This is a genomic window from Enterobacter sp. SA197 (genome assembly GCF_054131575.1).
On record NZ_CP096393.1, the window covers coordinates 2994049 to 3015572 of the forward strand.

39 protein-coding genes are annotated in these 21524 nt (G+C 52.0%); all 39 read right to left on the reverse strand.

Annotated elements, in window-relative coordinates:
* Positions 1-5: 5 nt before the first annotated feature.
* Positions 6-653 (reverse strand): DNA transfer protein, encoded by a 648-nt coding sequence (locus tag M1D91_RS13985; RefSeq protein WP_437432653.1) that lies wholly within the window; start codon positions 651-653, stop codon positions 6-8.
* Positions 637-1020, reverse strand: coding sequence for a hypothetical protein (locus tag M1D91_RS13990; RefSeq protein ID WP_437432654.1), 384 nt, complete (start codon positions 1018-1020; stop codon positions 637-639). Before M1D91_RS13990 ends, M1D91_RS13985 begins: the two co-directional genes overlap by 17 nt.
* A 9-nt stretch (positions 1021-1029) precedes the next feature.
* Entirely contained in the window at positions 1030-1812 is a 783-nt protein-coding gene (locus M1D91_RS13995; protein ID WP_437432761.1) for a phage tail protein, read from the reverse strand.
* A complete protein-coding gene (locus M1D91_RS14000; protein ID WP_437432655.1) occupies positions 1812-3230 on the reverse strand; it encodes a packaged DNA stabilization protein in 1419 nt (472 codons plus the stop codon). Before M1D91_RS14000 ends, M1D91_RS13995 begins: the two co-directional genes overlap by 1 nt.
* A gap of 8 nt (positions 3231-3238) precedes the next feature.
* On the reverse strand, positions 3239-3718 hold the full coding sequence (locus M1D91_RS14005) for a packaged DNA stabilization gp4 family protein (RefSeq protein WP_437432656.1): 480 nt from the start codon (positions 3716-3718) through the stop codon (positions 3239-3241).
* A complete protein-coding gene (locus M1D91_RS14010) occupies positions 3696-3866 on the reverse strand; it encodes a hypothetical protein (protein ID WP_437432657.1) in 171 nt (56 codons plus the stop codon). The genes M1D91_RS14005 and M1D91_RS14010 overlap by 23 nt, the downstream gene beginning before the upstream one ends.
* A gap of 49 nt (positions 3867-3915) precedes the next feature.
* On the reverse strand, positions 3916-5193 hold the full coding sequence (locus tag M1D91_RS14015; protein ID WP_437432658.1) for a P22 phage major capsid protein family protein: 1278 nt from the start codon (positions 5191-5193) through the stop codon (positions 3916-3918).
* Between the two features lie 10 nt (positions 5194-5203).
* Positions 5204-6085 (reverse strand): phage capsid protein, encoded by an 882-nt coding sequence (locus M1D91_RS14020; RefSeq protein ID WP_437432659.1) that lies wholly within the window; start codon positions 6083-6085, stop codon positions 5204-5206.
* Positions 6086-6098: 13 nt separating this feature from the next.
* On the reverse strand, positions 6099-8258 hold the full coding sequence (locus M1D91_RS14025) for a portal protein (protein WP_437432660.1): 2160 nt from the start codon (positions 8256-8258) through the stop codon (positions 6099-6101).
* 2 nt (positions 8259-8260) lie between these two features.
* Positions 8261-9676, reverse strand: a complete 1416-nt coding sequence (locus M1D91_RS14030) for a PBSX family phage terminase large subunit (RefSeq protein ID WP_437432661.1) — start codon at positions 9674-9676, stop codon at positions 8261-8263.
* Positions 9673-10095: a terminase small subunit-like protein gene (locus tag M1D91_RS14035; RefSeq protein WP_437432662.1), complete on the reverse strand. Its 423-nt coding sequence runs from the start codon at positions 10093-10095 to the stop codon at positions 9673-9675. The genes M1D91_RS14030 and M1D91_RS14035 overlap by 4 nt, the downstream gene beginning before the upstream one ends.
* Positions 10096-10101: 6 nt before the next feature.
* Entirely contained in the window at positions 10102-10434 is a 333-nt protein-coding gene (locus tag M1D91_RS14040; RefSeq protein ID WP_437432663.1) for a DUF1737 domain-containing protein, read from the reverse strand.
* Entirely contained in the window at positions 10434-10823 is a 390-nt protein-coding gene (locus M1D91_RS14045; protein WP_437432664.1) for a hypothetical protein, read from the reverse strand. Before M1D91_RS14045 ends, M1D91_RS14040 begins: the two co-directional genes overlap by 1 nt.
* 61 nt (positions 10824-10884) lie before the next feature.
* Entirely contained in the window at positions 10885-11145 is a 261-nt protein-coding gene (locus M1D91_RS14050) for a hypothetical protein (protein ID WP_437432665.1), read from the reverse strand.
* 18 nt (positions 11146-11163) lie between these two features.
* Complete coding sequence (locus M1D91_RS14055) at positions 11164-11349, reverse strand: hypothetical protein (RefSeq protein ID WP_437432666.1); 186 nt, start codon at positions 11347-11349, stop codon at positions 11164-11166.
* A 150-nt stretch (positions 11350-11499) separates the two neighbouring features.
* The gene (locus tag M1D91_RS14060) at positions 11500-11769 is read right to left on the reverse strand and encodes a hypothetical protein (protein WP_437432667.1); all 270 of its coding nucleotides are present in this window, start codon (positions 11767-11769) and stop codon (positions 11500-11502) included.
* Entirely contained in the window at positions 11766-12017 is a 252-nt protein-coding gene (locus tag M1D91_RS14065) for a hypothetical protein (RefSeq protein ID WP_437432668.1), read from the reverse strand. Before M1D91_RS14065 ends, M1D91_RS14060 begins: the two co-directional genes overlap by 4 nt.
* A complete protein-coding gene (locus M1D91_RS14070) occupies positions 12017-12484 on the reverse strand; it encodes a lysozyme family protein (protein ID WP_437432669.1) in 468 nt (155 codons plus the stop codon). Before M1D91_RS14070 ends, M1D91_RS14065 begins: the two co-directional genes overlap by 1 nt.
* A complete protein-coding gene (locus M1D91_RS14075) occupies positions 12481-12726 on the reverse strand; it encodes a hypothetical protein (protein ID WP_437432670.1) in 246 nt (81 codons plus the stop codon). The genes M1D91_RS14070 and M1D91_RS14075 overlap by 4 nt, the downstream gene beginning before the upstream one ends.
* Positions 12723-13136 carry a hypothetical protein gene (locus tag M1D91_RS14080; protein WP_437432671.1) on the reverse strand — a complete coding sequence of 138 codons (414 nt, stop codon included), beginning with the start codon at positions 13134-13136 and terminating at the stop codon, positions 12723-12725. The genes M1D91_RS14075 and M1D91_RS14080 overlap by 4 nt, the downstream gene beginning before the upstream one ends.
* 405 nt (positions 13137-13541) lie before the next feature.
* Positions 13542-14165 carry an antitermination protein gene (locus tag M1D91_RS14085; protein WP_437432672.1) on the reverse strand — a complete coding sequence of 208 codons (624 nt, stop codon included), beginning with the start codon at positions 14163-14165 and terminating at the stop codon, positions 13542-13544.
* Entirely contained in the window at positions 14162-14323 is a 162-nt protein-coding gene (locus tag M1D91_RS14090; RefSeq protein ID WP_437432673.1) for a hypothetical protein, read from the reverse strand. The genes M1D91_RS14085 and M1D91_RS14090 overlap by 4 nt, the downstream gene beginning before the upstream one ends.
* Before the next feature lie 126 nt (positions 14324-14449).
* Positions 14450-15124 (reverse strand): metallophosphoesterase, encoded by a 675-nt coding sequence (locus tag M1D91_RS14095; RefSeq protein ID WP_437432674.1) that lies wholly within the window; start codon positions 15122-15124, stop codon positions 14450-14452.
* Complete coding sequence (locus tag M1D91_RS14100) at positions 15121-15708, reverse strand: recombination protein NinG (protein ID WP_437432675.1); 588 nt, start codon at positions 15706-15708, stop codon at positions 15121-15123. Before M1D91_RS14100 ends, M1D91_RS14095 begins: the two co-directional genes overlap by 4 nt.
* Positions 15708-16001 carry a hypothetical protein gene (locus M1D91_RS14105; protein WP_437432676.1) on the reverse strand — a complete coding sequence of 98 codons (294 nt, stop codon included), beginning with the start codon at positions 15999-16001 and terminating at the stop codon, positions 15708-15710. The genes M1D91_RS14100 and M1D91_RS14105 overlap by 1 nt, the downstream gene beginning before the upstream one ends.
* The gene (locus M1D91_RS14110) at positions 15994-16164 is read right to left on the reverse strand and encodes a NinE family protein (protein WP_437432677.1); all 171 of its coding nucleotides are present in this window, start codon (positions 16162-16164) and stop codon (positions 15994-15996) included. The genes M1D91_RS14105 and M1D91_RS14110 overlap by 8 nt, the downstream gene beginning before the upstream one ends.
* Positions 16161-16532 (reverse strand): phage protein NinX family protein, encoded by a 372-nt coding sequence (locus M1D91_RS14115; RefSeq protein WP_437432678.1) that lies wholly within the window; start codon positions 16530-16532, stop codon positions 16161-16163. Before M1D91_RS14115 ends, M1D91_RS14110 begins: the two co-directional genes overlap by 4 nt.
* A 7-nt stretch (positions 16533-16539) precedes the next feature.
* The gene (locus tag M1D91_RS14120; RefSeq protein ID WP_437432679.1) at positions 16540-16989 is read right to left on the reverse strand and encodes a DUF1367 family protein; all 450 of its coding nucleotides are present in this window, start codon (positions 16987-16989) and stop codon (positions 16540-16542) included.
* Between the two features lie 11 nt (positions 16990-17000).
* Entirely contained in the window at positions 17001-17195 is a 195-nt protein-coding gene (locus M1D91_RS14125; protein ID WP_437432680.1) for a hypothetical protein, read from the reverse strand.
* 1 nt (position 17196) lies between these two features.
* On the reverse strand, positions 17197-17418 hold the full coding sequence (locus M1D91_RS14130) for a hypothetical protein (RefSeq protein WP_437432681.1): 222 nt from the start codon (positions 17416-17418) through the stop codon (positions 17197-17199).
* A gap of 30 nt (positions 17419-17448) precedes the next feature.
* Positions 17449-17628, reverse strand: coding sequence for a hypothetical protein (locus tag M1D91_RS14135; RefSeq protein ID WP_437432682.1), 180 nt, complete (start codon positions 17626-17628; stop codon positions 17449-17451).
* Positions 17628-17924 carry a hypothetical protein gene (locus M1D91_RS14140; protein WP_437432683.1) on the reverse strand — a complete coding sequence of 99 codons (297 nt, stop codon included), beginning with the start codon at positions 17922-17924 and terminating at the stop codon, positions 17628-17630. Before M1D91_RS14140 ends, M1D91_RS14135 begins: the two co-directional genes overlap by 1 nt.
* Positions 17924-18136 (reverse strand): hypothetical protein, encoded by a 213-nt coding sequence (locus M1D91_RS14145; protein ID WP_437432684.1) that lies wholly within the window; start codon positions 18134-18136, stop codon positions 17924-17926. The genes M1D91_RS14140 and M1D91_RS14145 overlap by 1 nt, the downstream gene beginning before the upstream one ends.
* Positions 18133-18456 (reverse strand): hypothetical protein, encoded by a 324-nt coding sequence (locus tag M1D91_RS14150; protein WP_437432685.1) that lies wholly within the window; start codon positions 18454-18456, stop codon positions 18133-18135. The genes M1D91_RS14145 and M1D91_RS14150 overlap by 4 nt, the downstream gene beginning before the upstream one ends.
* Before the next feature lie 20 nt (positions 18457-18476).
* Positions 18477-18818 (reverse strand): hypothetical protein, encoded by a 342-nt coding sequence (locus M1D91_RS14155; protein ID WP_437432686.1) that lies wholly within the window; start codon positions 18816-18818, stop codon positions 18477-18479.
* Complete coding sequence (locus tag M1D91_RS14160; RefSeq protein ID WP_437432687.1) at positions 18815-20188, reverse strand: replicative DNA helicase; 1374 nt, start codon at positions 20186-20188, stop codon at positions 18815-18817. The genes M1D91_RS14155 and M1D91_RS14160 overlap by 4 nt, the downstream gene beginning before the upstream one ends.
* Complete coding sequence (locus tag M1D91_RS14165) at positions 20185-21021, reverse strand: replication protein (protein WP_437432688.1); 837 nt, start codon at positions 21019-21021, stop codon at positions 20185-20187. Before M1D91_RS14165 ends, M1D91_RS14160 begins: the two co-directional genes overlap by 4 nt.
* Positions 21008-21172 carry a hypothetical protein gene (locus M1D91_RS14170; RefSeq protein WP_437432689.1) on the reverse strand — a complete coding sequence of 55 codons (165 nt, stop codon included), beginning with the start codon at positions 21170-21172 and terminating at the stop codon, positions 21008-21010. The genes M1D91_RS14165 and M1D91_RS14170 overlap by 14 nt, the downstream gene beginning before the upstream one ends.
* Positions 21173-21194: 22 nt before the next feature.
* Positions 21195-21494 carry a CII family transcriptional regulator gene (locus M1D91_RS14175; RefSeq protein WP_437432690.1) on the reverse strand — a complete coding sequence of 100 codons (300 nt, stop codon included), beginning with the start codon at positions 21492-21494 and terminating at the stop codon, positions 21195-21197.
* Positions 21495-21524: the final 30 nt, after the last annotated feature.

The window sequence follows — 21524 nt, forward strand, 5'->3', positions numbered from 1 at the left end:
CCACCTTAAAATAAGCCAGTAAGGAAGCTACCCAAACTATTGCCCAATGTTTTTGCAGTGCTTGTTCCCGCAAGATAGCCAAGTCCACTTGTAAGAGCATTACCATTAGCCAGGCTGGCACCGGCGTTAGCCGCACCAACCTGAGCCAGATTATTTTGTACCGAGTTGGAGTAGTTGCCTGCAGCTGCATTAGTTGCTCCGCCTGAGCTGAGTCCGACATTAGTCAGGCCGAGAAGCTGCTGATACATGTTATTTTGCTGGTCGGTCATCATTGACAGGTAATTTTGCCCAAGTTGAGGGGCGATGGATGAAAGCATGTTCCCGGTGGCGGTAGACCCAAGCCCACCGGTCGCTTCGGCAGCATTCAATCCCTGATATCTGGCCTGGTTCGACAACATCTGGTACTCAGGGCTGGACAGGTATGATAACAGTGAAGCATTGCGGTCTATTGGCTGGCCTGCCAGTCCCTGCAACCCCGTAAGCGCTGCTTGTCCGGCACCCAAAAACGGTGCGAGTGTCTTTTTCTGGTCGTTGTAAATCTGCAAAGCCGTTGCGTTTGACTGATTGGCTGCGCTTTTCTGCGCACTTGCCGCCTGATTAGCACCAGTGATAGACCCGACTATGCTACCGACGCCTTTAGCTATCCCGCTCATCTGCGTACCTCTTCATTAAAATTAATTCTCCGCTCGTATCGTCGACATACTCAACAACACCGCGCCAGGTTTCGATAAAGCCAAATTTGCGAGCCAGATTGCACACCTGCTTGTGCTCAATGCGGATTGGTGCATGAACCTCACGGTTTCCGATGAGTGCCAACACCTCTCTCACCGCATCCCGGCATCGGTATCTCTCTCCGGGTTTCATTGCCATGTGCAGGTCAACGTGGGAGCCGAAATCCATGCAAACGAAGATGCCCACGCCATTCCAGAGAAGGTGATCGCCCTCGACGACAGGGAATGACGGGACGCCCCATAGACGCATCAATTCCTGCCCGGTAAGAGGATCGATTTGTGTGAGCATGGGGAATCCTTAATTCATCAGGCCGTGGGTGCGCAGCATGTCCTCAAGGGCTTTGATGCGCTGGCGGGCCTGAATCAGTCCGTTAGCTATAGTGGTCACTTCCGCCTGGGTGTAAGCAGCGCTGACGGTGTACGCCTGGCTGGCGTTGAACGCACCGAGCAATGCAGTACCAGTTGCCGCCGTCCACCCGGTAGCGCGAGCGCCGATCACTTTGGTACCGCCGACTGAGTAAGACGTGGTTACGTTCAGTGGCGATGCGAGAGACTGGACACTTGTTGCCGATTTCGAGACGTAATCGCCATGCAGCGCGGTAATATTGCTTTCAGCCGTGCCGATACGCGTCGTTAGCGAAGATACGTCGCTTTGGAGTGTCGTTATGTTGCCTTCCGCAGTAGTAAGACGGCTACCCTGGCTTGCAATATCAGATTCGTTCTGCGTAATGCGTATTTCATGGTTAGCGAGTTCTGCCTCATTGGCTGCAATCCTGCTTTCGTGGTCAACAAGCGTTTCCTCGGCAGCAGAGATACGCGTCTCGTGGTTCTGAAGCGTCGCCTCTGCCGTATCAAGGCGCTGCTCATGGTCATCAAGCACGACATCCTGCTCATCGTTCCTGACCTGAGCATCATATGCACCCTGCCCGGCTTCATTCGCTTTCCCTGCGACGTTGGTGAAGTCCAACGACTGATTAAGGATGTACATCTGGTAAGCCGGAGACAGACCGGAAGGGAGGGAGGCCGCCGAGAGCCCAATAGCGCTTATTTTTATCGGCGTATTCAGAGAGTTATCAGCCATCATTCAACCCTAACCTGACATCCAGACAACGTAACCGGTGAGCTGGTCACTATGCGGATTTTGAACGCTATATTCTTGCGTACTCTCCCGATTCGACTCCAGATAGCTCGCTGGTCGTAACGGAACGGCGCATTCCAGGGTATCAGCTGCTCTCGACCGTGGTTGATGCCGTCAGTCGTTGCAGAGATAAACATCCGCTCCGCCATCTGCGCGACGCCGGTAGATGATTCCAGTTCGAGGTCGAACAGCCTGGCGTTGTCCGCCTTGAATAGGGGTGTGTACAGGACGTGCTCCTGCTGATTCCCGTACTGGCTGGAGATATCAAACCTGAGCCGCCCGATAAACCCCTGACCCCTGTCGCCGCAGGTGATCACGTTATCTTCGTAGATGAAGTCGACGGCACGATACGCTCCGTTATCCAGGCCAGACCGCAATACCGACCACTGAGGTCCGTTCTGACTGGCTGCGGCGTCATAGACGAGAGTCTGGTCAGTGAGGTTGATGATAAGCAACTCATGCCCATCAATCCTCAATGAGCCCATAGTCGTCAGGGCCAGGTCATCAGCAGAATAGCTGCGAATTATTTTCTCTATTGACGGAGTGGCAATGCTCTTTACTTGCCCAGACTCCAGCAGATATACCGAGGGTGCGCCGGTCGCAGGGTTGCTGATAATCGCGAAGGCATCCAGGTAGTTGCACTTGCAGAACGTTCCGGCGATGCCCTTCTGCACCAGATACGCCGGGTTATTGACGTATAGCGCCGCACCGGAAGTTGTCGCGCCTGTCAGCGTGAAAAATTCAGTGGTTGATGTGCCGAAACAGACAACAAAATCACGCCACACGCCCATGCCGATTATCCCGTCCGGCTGGGATTCCGCCCGGTACTCTGCGCTGTTACGGTCTGGATGAGACTCGTCTTCGATGTCGGAAATAAAGAATGAATCAGTGCCATCCTTCGACCAGATATAGCGACCACGAACACGCACAATATCTCTGGCGCTTCCCAGCTCATATTGCGTATAGGTGCTGGATACAGGCCAGTTGGAGATTGTCTTCGTCGTTCCGTCATACCGGTATAAAACGACCTGACCGTTTACGATAACAGCCTGGCTGTTCCGTGAGTGAGCCATTGCCGCTCGACCCCTGCCGCCAACGCTGCCAACCTGAGACAGTCCTCGGTACAATTTGCTACCGCAGACGCGGTAAACGGTGCTCTGCGCGGTGTTGTACTCAGCGCCACGTGATGGCCCGTCAACATCTGCCATTTTCTCAATGCCCGGGAATGAGCGCAGATAACCCGCAGCATTCAGTACCTCTTTAGGTGTGGCCAGCAGATTTACCGGCAGATAGTCGATGTAGTCGGCGCTCAGGTAGTCTTTGCCGACCCCTTTCATTAACGGTAATTGTTGAACCGACATTTTGTCACCTATGGATTGAGGATGTCTCCGTCCGCCTGCTGCTGGTCATCCGGGTAATAGCGCTCACCTGTCAGGGTGTCGTATTTGTTGCCCTGCCCAACGGGGAAGTCTCCGCGTCGTAGCATCGAAGGCACGACAAGGGTGTCAGTCAGCAGTGCGTCATAAGCTCGTGAGGCGTTAGTTTCAATGCGTGGCGATGGTTCAATGCTGTAATCCGACATCATTCGAAGCAGGAGTTGATAACCTACAGCGTGTTTGTATTTTCTCGGCAGGCCAGAGTCATCATCTGGCAGGGGTTCTGAGTCATCAGAAGAAAAAATGTAGCCAACGTTGCCCGGGTTAATTAGCCATTCCGACATCATGTCTTCCAGATCGTGAACCCCGTCTTCCAGTGACTGAGGTTCAACGTCTGTTAGTGTTGCGTCTGAGGCAATGGCAAATTTACGCAGGGCGAATTTTACTATTTCACCCTTTGTGAGACTCGCCATTATCTGCCGCCTTGCGCCCGCGCGTTTTGGATTTGACGTCATCAGCCGATTTAACAAACCCCAGCTTTTCGTACTCCGGGAAGTCTGTAGCGACAATTACGGCCTGGACATAACCGGCATCATTGTCTGCAGGAAGGAAAACGCTCATGCGATCCATTTGAACCTCCAAAAAAGAAAGGGGCCGAAGCCCCTGTTGATTACGGATTACCGAAGAACTGACCGCCCATGTGCGGGTTGTAGCACACATAAGCAGGCAGCAGGTCGAAACGCATTTTCTGCACGTTGGCGTCACCGTCAGCATATTTGTGAACGCGGATAGAGAAGCCTTCGTAAGTTGCGACGGCGGAGTCGATGCTGTTCAGTTTCGGCAGCGGGACCGTTCCAAGACCAACAAAATATTTGTTGTAGAACAGGTTCGGCTTCATCGTCTGCCCTGCGGTGCCAATCACCGTCACGGCGTCGCCGGAGGTCACGGCGCGGCTGACTGAGTTGTACTGCGGGTTGGTGGTGTCGTAAATCGGCACACCTGACAGCGTCACGGTTACGGCGCCACCGGCAGTAGAGTTAGCATCTGCCAGAACGGTCGCGGTGAAGCTTATCGCCGTAGAGCCGTTATAAAGAACCTGCTTGGTCTGCTGCTGCAGCCAGTAGGTGTTTGTGAACTTAAGCTGATCGCCAGCTTTCAGGAAGCCAGTGACCGAAGCCGTTGCGCCAGCCAGAGTTACCTGGAACTGATAGGTGTCTTTCACCGCATCGTAGGTCACGGTTGGGGTGCTGGAGACAGTAAGCGTACCCCCGAATGCGCCTTGGGTACGTGACGCCAGGCCGTTCGACATCAGCGCACGGATGCCGCCGAAGTTAGAGGCGATCTGCGCCTGCTCCCATGCAGTACGGACCAACTGGTCAGATGCATGCAGACCTGACTGAGCATCTGCAAGACGCTGCGCCGACCACGGGTCCATTACCGCATAGTTTTCACCTTCTTCCACGCCCAGGTCTTTCAGGAATGACGCGGTTTGAGCAACGTCAGACCATTTGTTGATCGGGGTGTTAGGGCTACCCAGCGACAATGCGCCGTTGTTCATCATGAACTTGGCGAGTTCCGTTTCGAGGTCGGTAACGATGCGCTGGCGAACAGGGGCGAGGATTTCATCCAGTTGGTTGAGCTTGATAGCCTCTTCCAACTGTCCGTATTCCACCGCCACGGTGATGTAGTTGCCAACTTTACCGGTCGCTTTACCTGAAACCAGGTTGTTTTTAGCCTGACCTGAGATGTCACCGGTTGGAGTACGCACGGATGCGAACTGGTGCGGCCGTTTGAAGCTTACGCTGTCGCCAGTGCTGGAGTTGATTTCACCTGCCAGCAACTGACGGTCTACGGTTTTTGCCAGCACCAGGTCAGACATGAAGCCCGGCAGGAATTTTTTGAGTACGATTTGACTGACGTTGCTGTCGAGTTTGTTGGTAGTAGCCATTTAGCTTTTCCTATTCGATGATTGCGCCGGGGCAGAATTTGTTGAACTCGTCTTGTTTCGCATCAGCACCGCCACCGCGAACTTCCGGCTCTGGTTTGATGGCTCTCTTCGGTTTAGGCGCAAGGCTCACTTGCTTGCTAATCTGGCCTAAGAGGAATGCTGCGCGAATTGGGTCTGTCTCAGCGGCTACACGCTGGCGTAGTTGTTGGCTCTTGCCCAGCCCGTAGGCAATAAGCTCTGAGCCTTCATCAGCGCAGTGGATCAGGATATCCTTGTGCAGGTCAGGCACCTCGGTACGCACGATTTCCTCCATCTCCTGGTAATCTTTCACCGGGAGCTTGGCGGCTCGCTGCTTATGGGCCTCAATGCGCTGCTGAAAACGCTGCTGGATTTCCTGCTTCTGACGCTCTTGCTGCTGTTTACTCTGCTCGGCACGGCCCTTCTTCTCATGCCAGTCAGTCAGTGCTGTCTCAAACGCCTCTTCATCGTAATCACACGACTCAAGAGTCGGCTTCGGCGGGAGTGCGTCTGATTGTGGCGGTTGCTGCTGTTCAGGTGGCTTGGATTGAATCTGCTCAAGCTGTCGGCGCAGTTCCCGTATCTCTTTATCTTTCTCGCGGTTGTTTTTGCGTAAATCTTTCACCCAATGAGGGGCAGGCTGACCATCAACGTGATCGTCATCCTCTTCCGTCAGAGGGATTTCCTCGTCACCGACATGCAGGGAGTACTCTTCCGGCTGCTCTTCGGCCTGTCCACTTTCGGCCTCCACTTCCTCTTCCGATTCCTGGACTTTCTCCTCAGGTTTCGATTGTTCAGTGGTTACTTCTTCGGCTGATTCCTGTTTTTCAGACAGGTCAATAACCTGACCGTCGATGATCAGTTCGCTTTCCATTGATTACTCCTGATTAACTCGGCAGTGAGTCTGCCGGTGACTGTGATGCTGTTGGGGTGTGACGCAGAATCAGATCTGCGTTATCGCGAGAGTTTTGTTGCTGCTGTTGATACCAGTCATTAAGCACCTTCAGAGCATCTTGCACTGACTTGGCATCAGTGGCTTTGGCATCGACCAGCGTCTTAACGACTTGGGCCTGGCTAAGTTGCGCATCCTGCTGGGCAGAGAACGCCTTGATCTGCACCTGCGCAGTTTCGTTCTGAGCCTTCTGAGCCTCGGCCTGAGCCGCGACCATCTGAGCCTGAGCGAGAACCATGTTCGGATCTGGCTGGCTCTGCGCTGCCATCTGAGCCTGCTGAACAATCTGCTGCTCTTTCTGGTTGCGCGGCTTAACAGCGCCAGACGTAAGCAGCTGCTTGCGGTTGAACTCTTTGAAGTCATCCATCCCCTCGCCGTCGAGGTTGTCAAGAATGATTCCCTGAATTATCGGGCGCATAGGGTCATTAGGCAGCATTGTGTTGAGAACGTTGGTAAGGGCTGAAACTGTTGCATCTCGGCGGGCGGTATAGCTCGGGCCAACGTCAACCGTGACATCGTAACGACCGGCTGAGAGGTCATTCAGAGCGACAACATTCCCCGTCTGCCTGTCGACTACCTGAGCATTCATCAGCGCGATGTCATCGGTGCCGTCATCATTAACCACCCTGACTTCACGATCAGAACCGTAAACCTCACGGGCCATAGACAGCCATACTTCACCTGCACGTTTCAGGCTCTTCGCCATGTTGTCCAGGTAGATGAATGACGCCATATCAGAGCGGTTCATCAGGTTGTTGACGGTCTCCTGAGCGATGTTGCTGGGCATCTGTTGCATTGCCTGGCTGCCACCGGTCACTTCCTGAATATCAGCACTTGTCTGCTGTAGTAGCGCAGCTAAGGCCTGATTCATCACGGCTGGTTGCGTATAGCCTGCCGGGGTAGCTCCAGCAATAATGTTACCTGCTTTGTCCTTCACCTCACGCAATGGCAGGAACGCCGGTCTTTTCTTATTGCGAGCCTCCCAGTGCTTTTCGAGACCTCTAATCTGCTCCATTCCAACAATCGGGATTTGCCCAGGGTCTTGGGCCGCAGTATCAGCAAGCATGGAAACCTGTAGGTTGTAGAGCCTCTGCGGGTCCATAGCCTTGGCAATATGGCCCTCTACTCGTTCGATATCGTCAATGAACCAGCGTTTGCCATAAACCGGAATCAATGGGATATGCTCGCCAGGTATGCGGCGCGGCTTCTCAAGGAAGTTCTCACCATCAACCACGGAGACGTAAACACGGCGACGTTTAACAGAACGCCGAGCCACCTCAATGAACCCTGCATCAGCCAGTTCATCAAGAATTTCTTCAATCTGGTCGCTGTCGTAAGTGGCTATCTCTTTGGTGAGCGGATGCTGATAGCTGATTACGTCAACGGATTCCTTGCGCACCTCGTAATACTTCGCGACGTACACCACTTCAGGCCTGAACCACTCATACTCCCAACTGGTATTAGTGGTGACATCGAGTGATGCAGGAGGCTTCTTCCCATACTCTGCCTCATATTTTTCAGGGGACAGAGAGAACATGCAAAAGGCCCACATTGCATCTGATTTTGAGTACTTCTTAGCGTCTGGCTCAAACCAAACGGACCTGCTGGGGTCGTATACCGGCTCTATTCCAATCCTCTGCCGATCATCCATTGGGTCGTTTTCGTTAACCAGCATGGTTGTTAGCCTGAAGCATCCAAAACCACCTGTTGCCGCATCATCGAATGCGTTATCGCAAGCCTCTCCGCCGTCCGTTTCTTCATAGTCTGCGCGGAAAAGGCCATTCAGCTTATTGGCTAACTCTTCGCTGGCCTCGCGGTCACCGGGGCGGAACTTGACGGTGATGCGGTTATTCCGGTACTCGGAAATGATGCGGTTAAGCTCAGTGGCTACCTTGTTGATCTCAAACTTCGGGTACTTCTCAAACTGGTCATCAAGCTTTGTCCCGGCTGCCGTCGCTCCTTCCCACTGGCCACCGGGGACGCGGGCAAAGCGAGTCGCTTCGATACACTTCTCGCGCACGTCCTGCTGCGGCGAATAGGCGCGGTCGAACCTGAGCATGATGCGCTCATGTGTTTTCTCTAATTTCTCTGCCATGTTTACCAACCGGAGGATGAGGGAACGTAGATTTCCGTTTCTTCTGGCGCCATAGCCGGACAATGCATGCACATCATCAGGGAGTCTGCCAGGTTAGGTGATGGGATGCCGAGCTTCTGCTTCATGTCGACTTTGGTCATCAGCTCAAGCTTGCCGTTACCGTTGAATTTGCGCTGAATCTGCGTGAGTTCAGCGAATGCCTTCTCCAGCATCTTCTCGCCAATAGCTTCTTTGTCGAAACTGAGCATGCCGTCAGGGTCTGCATACTCGCCATGCACAACGGCGCGGTACGTCAGATAAAGCCTGTCAGCCAGGGTGTAGTAGAACTGCGCCCGCTTATTGCGGAACACGTCGCCAATGGTGCGGATGTTGTCACCCTGCACCACTTCATCTGCCCATGCTCCAGACTGATATGGCGCATCTTCATCGAACGGGGACTCGCTGCCTTTGAACATGGTCGCAGTGATTTTCTTACCTGAGAACGAGTCAGTAATTTGACGACGCAGCCCGGCCCCGAGACCGTCACCATCCCAGAGGAAGTGATCGGCACCGTCTTTAATCGCTAATCCGGTAGCCCAATCAGCACCATCGTTAACGTCCACCGTCTCTGGAGGCTCGGCAATACGCTTGACAACCGAACCGTGACGCATGGCATAACCTTTGGCATCCGGCCCGGTATCTGACGGGTCATGAGAAGCAACGACAGCCCCTCTCGCTTTCCATCCCAGCTTCTTGTGCGCGTCTGTGGCCGCTTCCAGCCATTCACGCTTGATGATTGCCATGTCGCTTGCACTTACCGGCTCACCGAGCCAGATGTGACGATACAGAGTGGGATTGCGCCGCTTGCACTCCTCCATCTCCAGCCGGAGAACTTCGGGGAAATGCGGATTGTCGGTGTAGTTCACCGTCAGCAGGCAGATATCATCTGGATGGTCGACAACAAAGCGCTGATAGGTATCGTCGAGGATGTTCTTCGGGTTGAAGCTTACCCAGATTTCAGAGCTCGGCTTTCGAATGGTCGGTATCAGAATGTCCCACGACTCTTTCGTTACAGCTTCGGCCTCTTCCACCCAGCAGATGTCTATCCCCTCAAGAGATTTAATCTTGGTCGGGTTGTTCTTGATGCCGTAGAACATGAACTCGGCGCCGGTACCCAGGTGCCTGACCATCGAGCGCTGGATTTCGAACTCTGCCGCATATCCTTCACGCTCAATGGTGTCCTCAAGCAAGCGGATCACCGAATCACTGATACTGTTCTGCAGCTCACGAGCGCACAGGATGCGCACTGGCTGACGCCTTGCCGCTTCAACGAGTAGCCGGGCAATGGCCCACGACTTACCGCTACCTCGACCGCCCTTGGCGACTTTATAGCGATGCGCCTCGATGAACGGTTGGAAGATAGGGTTTATCGTTGTCATTTGCCGAATAGCGTACTCATTGGTGAGGTTTCAATCTGGATAGCGCCGCCGTCTTTGCCGACCAGCTCGTTAGTAACCTTGTCGCCATACTTGCGGGGATTCATTCGAGCCAGCGCCCATTTCCGGGTATCGACTCGCAGCCTAGCCTTTGCAACCTCAGCAGAATCAGGGATGACGTCATCAGCGATGTCGAACATATCTTCAAATATCGCATCTGCCCTGGCCTCGGTAGCTTTTGCGTACTTGTCGCGAAACTCTTCATGGACCGCAAGCCAGCGAAACACCGTCGACTTGTCAGGCATCTCCTGTTTCTTGCATACCTTCAGTAAGCTCTCACCGGAGGCAATCAGAGCACATATATCGTCTGCCACCTCCGAGGTATATTCAGAGGGGCGACCAGTTTTATTTTCAGTCGCCATATTTTATTAAGCCTTAGTGAATGCTTGTGCGTACTCGATGGTGCGGCCTGGTCCCATCTGGATAACACTCATGTCACCCAATGGCAGGAAGCCTGCGGTAATCTTCGCATTGCATTTAGTTGTGAAGTCGGCACGGTCAAAGCTGACCACGATGTCGTAATCAGATACCGCTGTACCGCCAGTCGCTACCACCTGAAAGTATTCCATTTTTGATGTCGTAGCTTTCACGCCGACGAGGCTACCTGATGGATATCGCAAGGCGGCAATGTGTTTTTTAACTTCTGTCACGATCGAAGAGACAGAGCCGGCAGTTGCTGTCTGTATTTGGGTGATTGCCATTATTTGGCTCCTTCTTCTGTAGGTTCATTGATGAATGGGAGGAAGTGGCTAAACATCCTGTCGAGCAGATAGCAGTAAGTCTCACTTGATAAGTCAGCATCAGTTGGTACGCCCACATCCCGGCAAACGTAAAACGCCACATGGCCACATTCGTGCACCAGGGTTGCCGCGTCATCATTGAATACGCCGAGTAGATAAAGCACCTGGCCCTCTTCCTTATTCTCAAATGTCTGAGTGCACCCAGCTTTGAAGTCATGCGACTCAGGAGCATTGCCGAGATATTCAACCGCGGCATTCCATTCTTCTTTTGAGCGGACTAGGTATGTGATGGCATTACCAAACAGAGGAATCTTGAACCATGGCAACTTAGGCCATTTCTTCTTTGCCATGTTTGTTTGGCCTTTAACGGTAAGACATTATCAAGCGCCAGGGTGTGACGCTTTGTAATGGCTACTTGATAATCGAATATCCAGACTCGAATGCCTCTGCAGGGCTATACGATTCATAACCACCCTCGTACTGCACGTAGTAACCGCCAGCCTGAGGGAGGTGCTTTTCGATGTACCAAGACTCAACATCAAAATCACCGAACCCATCCTCTTCAGGGGTAATAACTCCAGTCCCATCAGTCATGACTTTGATGGCTTTAATTTTCAGCGCCCATACTTTCTTGTGACATTGATAACGTGGCATTTCACATGAATTTGACATTTTGTCTCCGGGTTTAATTTACTGGTCTTTCTTCATCATCTCTTTCATGCGGTCCATTGCTTCGTTTACTGAGCGCATGCTTTCACGCCTCATCGCGTCCAGCTCAGCTTTGTGAGCCTGGTGCATTTTCCACATCCGCAGAACGCCAATCAGAAACCCGATGGCAACGCCTGAGAGGATGTTGTAAATCGAATACATGCTCATTTCGGTTCCTTGCCGCAGTTCAGCTTCCAGGCTTTGTTATGCGTGAGAATTGCACGCTTAGTCCTGTCATCCATTGTGAGGATGTCTGACTCAGTAACGAGGATTGGCTTTACCCAGGCGCAGGCAGTGTCTACCACTACCGGACCTGCTTTATTTGTTGAGCCATTCATTGCGCAACTCATCGTCAACAGCGCGATCAGACATGCGGGAAACATTGTCCTGAACATTTGCGGCCTCTTTGGTTGTTTCGGTCTGGCGCTTTGTTGCGGCATTCGTTTGTTCGATAATCTGCTTAGTCTTCTGCTCGTCAGCGACCCTTTCTGCTTTCGCCTTACCCTTTGAATGACCAATACCGAATGCGCCGGCTACAAGGGCAATCAGAACGCCTATGCCGGAGACAATCATCTGCAGTGTGCTCATGGCTTATCTCCTGTAATACCAGCGTCTAATTTTTGCTCGGTGATGTCTTTATCCACGGCTATCTTTTTGGCTCCAATGTAGCCAGCAGTAGCAAACCCAAAATAAAGACCAAACGTCACATCGGATAATTCACCCTTGTAGGCCTGCCAGATGATGACGCCTGAGCAAACAAGGAAGCCGAGAGCTGCCTGGGTACGGCTGAATGATATGCCGCCAGATGAGCCGCGCAGCATGCTGAATATGTCCATCAAATCAGCCCCTGATATGCGTCATAGGTGCCGGTCCGCATTACTTCTGAATGCCGCTTTGCGCGGTTGGGCGTTTGCTTTGCCCATCTGCTGTTAAGCATTCCGCTTGCAGCAGCGCCGAAGTCGCCACTGGCAATCATCTTCAGAGTGTTGATGAATCCGGCAAGACCATCCGGGCCCATCTGGTACGCCATACTGATAAGTACGTCAGCACGGGCGTCGTTGCACATAGCCAGGGCCGCTTTAATGCCAGGCCTTTTATTCATCTCAACGATGGTGTTTTCAACGAACAGCTGCTTCCATACATCCCCGACTTTACGAGGGACCGTGAAGGTGTAGTTTTTCAGCGACGCACCCTGGGGGCCAATCTTTATACCTCCTGCAACAGTCGGGTAGCCGAGGGTGTCAAGGTATGGCCTCTCTTTGTACCCTTCCTCAAAGTTGAGAATCGCGTTAACCTGCGTCATTTTTTCTCTTCCTCGGTTTTTATCTGGCTGGGTAACTGGTCAACCTTATGACTCAGGGCGTTTATTGCTTTATCCCTGGCCTCGGTTCGCTGAAGACTCTCGGCGCGGAACATGAAATATCCCGATGTCACGCCACCAAGAAATATTCCAAATGCTGATACGGCCACCACAAGAAGCAGCTGCCAGTGCGTGTACCAGGGCCTGCGCTCTTTTTCTGGTATCTGGTTATTCGTGCCGGTCATCTGGTACCTCCGATAGCCGCACGCATGTGCAGTATTTCTGTCTGCAAATCTTTGTTGGATTGGGTTAGCCCTCTGACCTGCTCAGTAAGGCGCTCATTCTGCTCCTTCAGGCCATTCAGTTGCTCCTGAATCACCTGAAGCTTGCCGTTTGCAAACGTCAATTCTTCAAAATACTTCCGTATCTGGTCATCGCGCTCTGTTATCGCCGTTCTCAGCTGCTGATTTTCTCTTTCCAGGCGATCGAGGCTTCTTTCCTGCCTGTCTAGCATGTCTATTTGCTGAGTATCGTTGGCGTTTTTTGCCCGGTTACTGACCCAGAACCTGGAGAACGCCATAATCCCTGCGGCGGCTGATGCAAGTGAACTTCCAGCGCCAATCAGAAACTCTTTAGTTAGAAATTCAAATGCCATCGCCGGACTCCGGCTGCTGTGAGAAATAACCCGCATGCAGGGAATCCTTAGCGCATACAGGCGAAATAAAAAACCCGGCGACAGGCCGGGAATATGAGGGGGTCGAGCATGATGGCCTACAGGCCGAAGAAACCCACTGGCTGGGATTTTATGTATGGCGGAAGACGCGTATTTGATGCGCATTCACCACAATGGGAAGCCATCCCTCCCGGGCACTTAGTGTCAAGCCTAAGCAGGGCATGAAGGATGACTTTCCGTTGTTTGCAAAACGCAAAAAGCCCCGAGCTATTAACTCAGGGCTTCTATGAATGACAGCGATCCATCATTAGTGTCAAATTTACCCAATGTTATTCAATATGTCAACATCTTGCGCTTAAAATGGTGCCATCCGTGGCGATGATGTGCCTATCGTGTGATTCTGGCCAAAACAGAATCGGCAGAAGCTTCTTCCTTGTGACATTGAGCCACCAGTGCGTCGTACAGCGGCTTTATCGTCCTTGACCATGTAGGTTGTGTCAGGTCATGGATATATACGCTTACAGCGCGATACGCAGCGCTTGCAGGCATCCGACTGTAGCCAACTCCCTTACATCTTCCGCACTCTTTTTCGACCAGTCTCCCCCATAGCTCTGTTTTACCCTGGTCGACCGCTCTGCCAGTCCCGTGACAGTCTTTGCATCTTGCTCCGGGAGTCGCCGCACTTCGGCAATAGTCCGCATACGCGAATGTTGCGAGCACTTGCAGCACCTTTGCCCTAACATTTCCTTCAAGTTTTGAGACGCCGCGGTATTTCCCCGATACCTTGCTGGCGAATTGCATGAGATAGTTGATCGCCTTTTGCTTATCGGTCTGGCTGAGTTCATGTTTCCCGCAGAATGCAGCCATTCCGAAACCTGCTTGTGATTGAGCCATCCCCATAGCTGTCATCACATCAGTGCCGTTCAGATTGTCAGACGCCGTAGCCCGTGGTGAGTCGCTCATCATTGGGCTTTTTGGTGAGTGATATTTGGCGACGGATTCCAGTCTCATCGTGACATCTCCCAAATGAAATAAGGCCAAGCAAGGCCGGCACCTAAAGACACCAGAGCAATACCATTTTTGGATCCAAGGCTTTTGAGTCTTGTGTGCGACCACTCAGCAGTCATGCCTGCCATGAATGCATAAAAAATCAAAAGCGCGGTTATCATGCTGTCACCTCTTTGGGTTTGGTTCGCTGCGTGCGGGAAAAAAGTCTGGTGAGTAATGGGTCTTGCTTTCGGTGACGGGGTGGACTGTTTGCTCTGATTACTGACTCTCTCTCGTAGGTGTTGAAGTTAAGCCGGTTCATACCCCTCTCCCTGCAATTGCCTGATGGTCAGGTTTCCGCAGAACACTGCGCCAGTGTCGATGTAAAGCTGATTGGCGTAACGGAGTGGAATTCTCGCTGGGGTGTGTCCAAAAACGAACAGGTCAGCGCCTTTAATTTCTTTTAGCACTCCATCCATAGAGTCACTGATACGCTCGCGATTCCAGATAACGCTTTCGGCATCGACTTGAGCACCAAACTGATAAGCATCCCGCGGGTAATCAGCATGGCAGATGACTATCGTGCGCTCGCCGGATGTGAGTTCGATAATCAGTGGTAGTTTGGCAATGAAATGCAGAAGCGCTTTCGCCTGCCGCTCTTTGTCGTAGTCCTGATGGAAGAACCAGCCGCCGCCATTAGCCAGCCAGTGATTGACGTTCCCATGCTCTGATAACCCATCCAGCATCATTTGCTCATGGTTTCCACGCACCGCCTTGAACCAGGGGAATGTTGTGAGTTCCATGCATTCGACGTTTTCAGATCCCCGGTCTATCAGGTCTCCAACCGAAATGAGCAGGTCCTGCTTCGTATCGAACTTGAGAGCATCAAGCTGATTCATCAAATTTGTGTAGCAGCCATGCAGGTCGCCTACAACATAGATATTTCGGTACTTACTGCTATCTATCTTTTCGTAGATATTCATGCTGCATCCTTCTTCAGTCCCCGTAATTTCGCTCTGTATCGAATCCTGATGCCTTCAAGTTCCTCACGGGTGTATCGGTGTGGGTTGTTGTTATTTTCAAGCGCCAGGACGCGCTCAGGACCGATTTTGGCTATCAGGTTGATGCGGTACTGAGTGATAGCGCCGGAGTGATGGACATTGCAGGATGCACACTGGCTATGTACGTTGTCCTCATTGAACCGGAGTTGCGACGCCGCAGCGGTAGTCCGGTAATGGCCGGCATGGTAGCTGACCGCCTTTGTGCTGCCGCAACTGATGCACACATCGCCGTCACGGGCACGGATGTAGTCGTTAAAAACACGCTGGGTCATCTGCACCCAATGGCTTAGTGGTTTCACCGCCGCTTTCCGCTCATTCCATTCCGCTCTTTCCCTGGCTTCCTCCTTTGCCTTTCTACGCGCAGCATCACGCTCATCAACACGGCGGTTGAATTCGAGTGCGCATTTGTAGTTGTGGCAGACTTTCTGGAGAGAACTTCGGGGGATGTATTCGGTGGAGCAGATGGGGCAGACTTTGGGTTTTGGTGGCTTACGCTGGCTAGCCATTATGGTTCGCTCCAGTAATTTTCAATTGCAACTCCCATTCTTTGCATCCACTCGGCAAGCTTAAGAGCTGCCTCTCTTTCTGATGCACATCGCGGAAAGTCTTTCATTTCCATTGACGCAACAAACGCCGGGTATCTGAGGTCGCCTTTAATAACCAATTCCTGATTTAAAATTGAACCTCTGCGGCCGTTAAACCGGGCAGTTCTTGATACGTGCTGAGTGAAGTACCGAGACTCAGTGGTATTTTCATCTCGGTTTTTGCTGAATGAGACCAGTTCTGAATAGTCACCCATGCTTCCTCCTCGCCGCTCTCCGCAGCCAGATGATGTCGTTGAGATGTGCGGTATATGAAAACGTTGGTATGTCGGATGGTTTTACTGCTTGCTTGCGTTTCTTGCGGTGGGTGACGCGGTAGATACAGTTCTCGCATATTCGCTCTATAGGGCTTCGTCTCATGATTCAGCCTTAGCTTCCTGCATCATCAGGAAGACAATCATGGCGGCGCGGAGTGGGTTTGATTGGTGCTGAATCCCGTGCTTTTGGTCTGGTGAAATAGCGTCAATCCATTCGTGATACTCACCTTCGTATTGAGGGTCAGTACCGTCAAACATGATGCTGATTCGCTTACCGACAATAATCGGCCATGCGTCGGCGGGGTTGTTGCAGTAGTCTGGGATGTCTATTTGATTCCATCCGTCACCGGTTGGTCCGCAATCGTAAAAGCATGTGCTATCTACACTCAGGCACATGTGCTTAATGTCTGGACTAAATACCTCCAGCACCTCGCAGTTAATCTCAAAATCACTCAGTTTCGAATAATCCATACTCACCTCAGAAAAATGATTGAAGCCGGTTGAGGATGTTTTGATCCGCTGTTCCGGCGAATACGTGTTTTATGGCGGCGTTAATCAGCGCACCGTACAGCTCCTCGAATTCATCTTGTTTCATGTTGGCGTAGGCAATACTCTTCGCCTCAGCCCGCACCTCACCGCGAATGTTCACAACCGTGTCGTAGTACCCGGCGAGTATCGTCAGGTCTTTGCGGAAGCGGTTGAATTGCGTTCGCTCATCGGCGTTGCCCATGCCGGACTTTTCTGCGTTCCAGAATTCGAAGCAGAAGCCGAAGAAGGCCATTACCTTGCGATGAAATTGGGGATTACGGGTTAACTTGATTTCGGCGGTGTACATCTCGCCGTTTTTGAATCGCTGGAGTCGCTCGAGGTCGCTGTCATGTGCTGGAGAAAATACGCCGCCCGGGTGTTTAACCAGGTCGAATTGCAAGTTTCACCTCGCTATTGCATGGCGGATTTTAACTGAGCTTCGATTACCTGCCGCAACTGCTGGGCCTGGTAGAGAGCCGTCTCTGAATGCTTGCTGCCGTCCGTTCCAATGGCGAGAATCTGCTGCCCCATGTTCACCGTGTTTATCAGGGCATCGTATAGGGCGCGATACTGTTTCCTTGTTAAAGTTACCGTTTTCTCTGACATCTCACTCCCCTTTAATGCGGAGGCCAACAGCGCGATGCGCCATGATTTCTGTTATTAATGCCGACAGAGCTACAGCCTGAACTGGAGTCTGATAATCACCTTGCTTACCAAATATTTCATCGAGACAAAGGAAAAATTCACTGGCGTAAATGCTCTCAGGGTCTTCGATAGCGCAATCTGCATTGAACTTGATCCTTTCCAGTTGAGAATCTGTAAGCTCCATATCCCCTCCAGTGCCAGCGTAGGCTGACGATTATTGATTATCCAGCCATTCCTGATAAGCCTTCCTGGCGCTTTCCTTGCGGTACCCCATATCGAACAACCACCCCCAGTCAGCCCACTTTGCCACGACGCTTTGCGCTTCTGGCTTTATTGAATAGTTGCGCACGATTATTTTCGCCATTTCATTCCTGAACTGACTTTTTTCGCTCATCACGCATCCCCCTCCTCCCCCATGAATTTTCCATCCTCATATGCAGTAGCAAGCTCATGACATACCCTTAAGCATGATTTTTTAGTGCCGACATAAAGTTTTCTTTCCCCGCTTCCGCAAATTACTTTATGGATAAAGCCATTTCTTTCAACGCGATACCTATTTTCTGATTGACTGATGTTGGATTTTTGCAAAATAATGTCCGCCGCCTGGTCGAGAAGTTCAGGGGTTTTCACTTCTCCTTTGCCCCTCAAGAAACAAGCCCTCCCTCTTAACATCCGAATGAGTTCTTTCATCACTGGCTCTCCATCAGCTCGTCAGGAATGTCTACCTCATCACTCAACTGGTGCGCGGCTTTAAAGCCACTCCAGGCCATTATCATGTACTGTCGTTGGCGCATGGCCGGAGTTTCTGTATCTTTAAGGTCCTGCCTCCATGCTGTCTCAAACCACGCAGAGAAAACCTTTTTCAGCTGCTCTTCGCTCAGCTCTGCTGTTTTAATCTTCATGATTTATCCCCGAGGGCTTTGGCAATGGCTGCTTGTGCGAGGAACATTGGATGTGATTCATCAACCCAATTGTGACCGTACTGGGCAGCGTGCATGTCCTCAACGTATTCACGGAGCTGTCGCAATGCTTCCAACAATTCCGGCGCGGCGGCTATGAGGTTAGCATTTGCCTGGTGATGCCCAGGCTTGCCATCGAATTCCACCCACGCAACAGGAATAATCATCCCGTATGACTGGTCATCATCTTTGCATACCGGGCCAATGCTTCTGTCAGAAGTTGAAGCAATCCAAGGGCCAGGTGTACCTTTAAATCCACTCATCTCTCTATCCCTCTCAGTAATTAAATGGCCCTACCGTAAAAAGCCAGCACCCGCTTCATGTACGGGCTGTTGCGGCAGTCAGCAATAACATCGCTGGTTTTCTCAGTGACAAATTCAACCTTCACCTTGCCTTTCCTGCATCTTTCGCTGCGCTCTGGTTTGGATTGAGCGAACCACTCGTTGTAAGCGGCATAGTCCCTGAAATAACCAACGCTCGGCATGCTGAATATCTCGCCTGATTCGAGGAGCTCATAAACTATGCGAGAGACTTTGCACTGGCTCAGATGAAACTGACTGGCGATATCTTTGCGGCTGGTTTTTGGTCTGGCGTGGATAAACATTTTGACGTCAAGCCTGTTCATACGTCTGCTCCTCTGGAGTATTTCTTCCCACGGGCGGGGTCGGCTGATTTCGTGCATATCCCTCTCGCCTCGTCCTGGTCGCATGGCAGGAAATGCCCGTTATGGAAGCGTTGATAGACAGTTCCGAGAGAGCCGAATCGGTTTTTAGTGACGATTATTTCAGCGTACCTGGCTGCCGGGCTGTTCTCGTCATACACCGCCTCTCGGTAGAGCATGATGATTGAGTCGGCGTCCTGCTCGATTGAGCCGGAGTCACGCAGGTCTGCGTTGGTTGGGCGTTTGTTTGGGCGCTTCTCCACGTCACGAGACAACTGGCTTAGTGAGATGACAGGTGTTTTCAGGTCCTTCGCCAGTGCCTTCAGGCTGCCGGAAATATGGGCTATCGCCAGGTCGTTGCGGTCGGCTTTAGGCTTCTCAATCAGGCCAAGGTAATCGACCATGATTAGCGAAAGGTTTGGGTGTTCCTGTTTCTGCCGTTCTGCCACTGCGCGGATCTGCTCGACAGTCAGCTTCGACGCATCTACCAGCCACACATCCAGGTCCTGCAGGTGTGAAATGCCGTTCGATACCCTTCCCCACGCCTCGTCATCCATGCGGGCCGGGTTGCGCAGGACGCTCACCGACATGTTGCCGGCACCGGCGATGCTACGCTCTGCAATCTGTAGCTTGCTCATCTCCATGCTGAAAATCAGCACTCCACGCTTCGTTTTGCTCCCTGGTATCTGCCGGTTAGCCACGCCTTCCGCGATTTTTAGCGCCAGTTCCGTCTTACCCATGCCGGGCCGGGCGGCAATAATCACAAGGTCCTCTGCGTTCATCCCACCGGTGATGGCGTCCAGGTCATCAATCCCGGTCTTCATCGTGTCGGATTCTTCGCCGTTGGTGAGGCGCTTCTCAAGCGTATCGGTGTAGTCAGACAACAGGTCGCCCAGACGTACCGGCTGAATCTGCTGTTTAGGCTTCCTGATGGCCCCCAGGCGCTTTGAAAGCTCGTCCATTGCCTGAGTTGACTGGTCAAGCGTTCCGTTGCTTATGGTGCCTCTCAGCTCGTCCATCAGCTGCAAAACCAGTCGGCGCTGGTATGCATCCGTCACCATCCCGGCGTAACCCTTCAGGTTTGCCGCGCTCGGACATGCCCTGGCGGTTTCCATGATGTCAGCGAAATGCCCGTCACCGCATTCCTCGGCAACCATCAGTCCATCAATCAGGTTTCGTACAGCAGCTTGCTTCTGGATGACCCGGAATGCCGTCTGGTACAGCGGGATTGAAAATGCCTCAGGCGGCACCGTCGCCAGAACTTCACTGGCTGCCGGAGTAAGTCCTCCCATCAGCAGGCCGCCGATTACGCTGGCCTCGATATCCTGTCTCATAGCGCCCCCTTGTCAGCGAATTTAGCCTCACGGACGCCTAGCAGGGTTTTATCCCGAAGAAGGTAATCAATATCCGCCGCCCATCCAGTGTCGTTCTGTCCGAAGTAAAACGGCTTGGCCTGGGAGACAAAAGCTTTCACGTAAGCTCTCCAACCTTCGACGTTTGGCGTTTTGAGCTGAGGGATTAGTTTCTTAAGTCGGCGCTTGCGGGTGTCGTTCAGCGCTACGGCGTGAGGTAGTAATTCGCCGACCTCTTCGTTGTAGGCCTGAAGAAATGACTGATAGTCAGTACGATCTGCCTTTCGCTTTTCAGGTTTAAGAACCTGCGCGACTTCCCCCTCTGGGGGTAAGGGGGTATTTGTCTTTATTGTCTTTTGAATATTGTCTTTTGTGTTTAGCTGAGTTGGCAAATGGGTATTAGCTGACTTAGCTAATGTTCCATTAGCCGAGTTGGCTAATGGTTCGCTAACATGGCTAATGTTCTTTCCTTCCCACATAGAAACATGCTTGTTAATACCTACTCGCTGACCGCTGCCAATGAGGAATCCTCTTTCCATAAGCTGGCGTTTAGCAACGCATACATGCGTGTGATGTATTCCAGTCATGGCTGCTATTTGCGTGTTGGTAAGGCGATCCATTGCTTTGTTGAATCCGTAGGTCTTGCGCATGATAGCGAGCATTACCTTCAACTGCCTGGCTGTTAAATCAGCCATCAGGATGTTGTCTGTAAGCTCGTTGGCAACGCGCATGAAACCGTCTTCAGTGTCAGCCACGCGATGCTCCACGACCTCCTGCTGAGGTCTGTAGTCTGCTAATCTCTCAACGACGCCCATCTTTCTTCACCCCTGCTTTCGCCAGTCTGAATACGCCAATAAACCGCTCCGCAAACGGTCGGTTATTAGCAGCTGCGACAACCAGTCCATCGGGTAAATCAGGGTGTCGAATCTCTTCGTTTTCCTGGTGCTTCCGTTTGCGTTTTGACATATAATTACCTCTGTAAATTGCTTTAAAAATCCATGTCTATCTGGTCATTACGCTCGGTTGCCCCCGGGCGTTTTGTTTTTGTAAGCAGTGCCGCCACTTCCTTGGCTAGTCTCGCCATATCCTCATCGACCACGCCCCACTCCAGCACCGCCAGGAGCATTGCCATCTTCGGCAACATCTGCTCTTTCCAGCGTGAAATCTGCGATTTATCGACGCCTACCGCTTTGGCTACATTCGTGGTGCCACGGATTGAAATCTGATTCATGAGCCAGGACTGAATGCGCCTGGCCTCCAGTTTGTTGCGTGATGTTGTGTCATCCATTTGTGATACTTCCCTTAGGTTGAATGCATG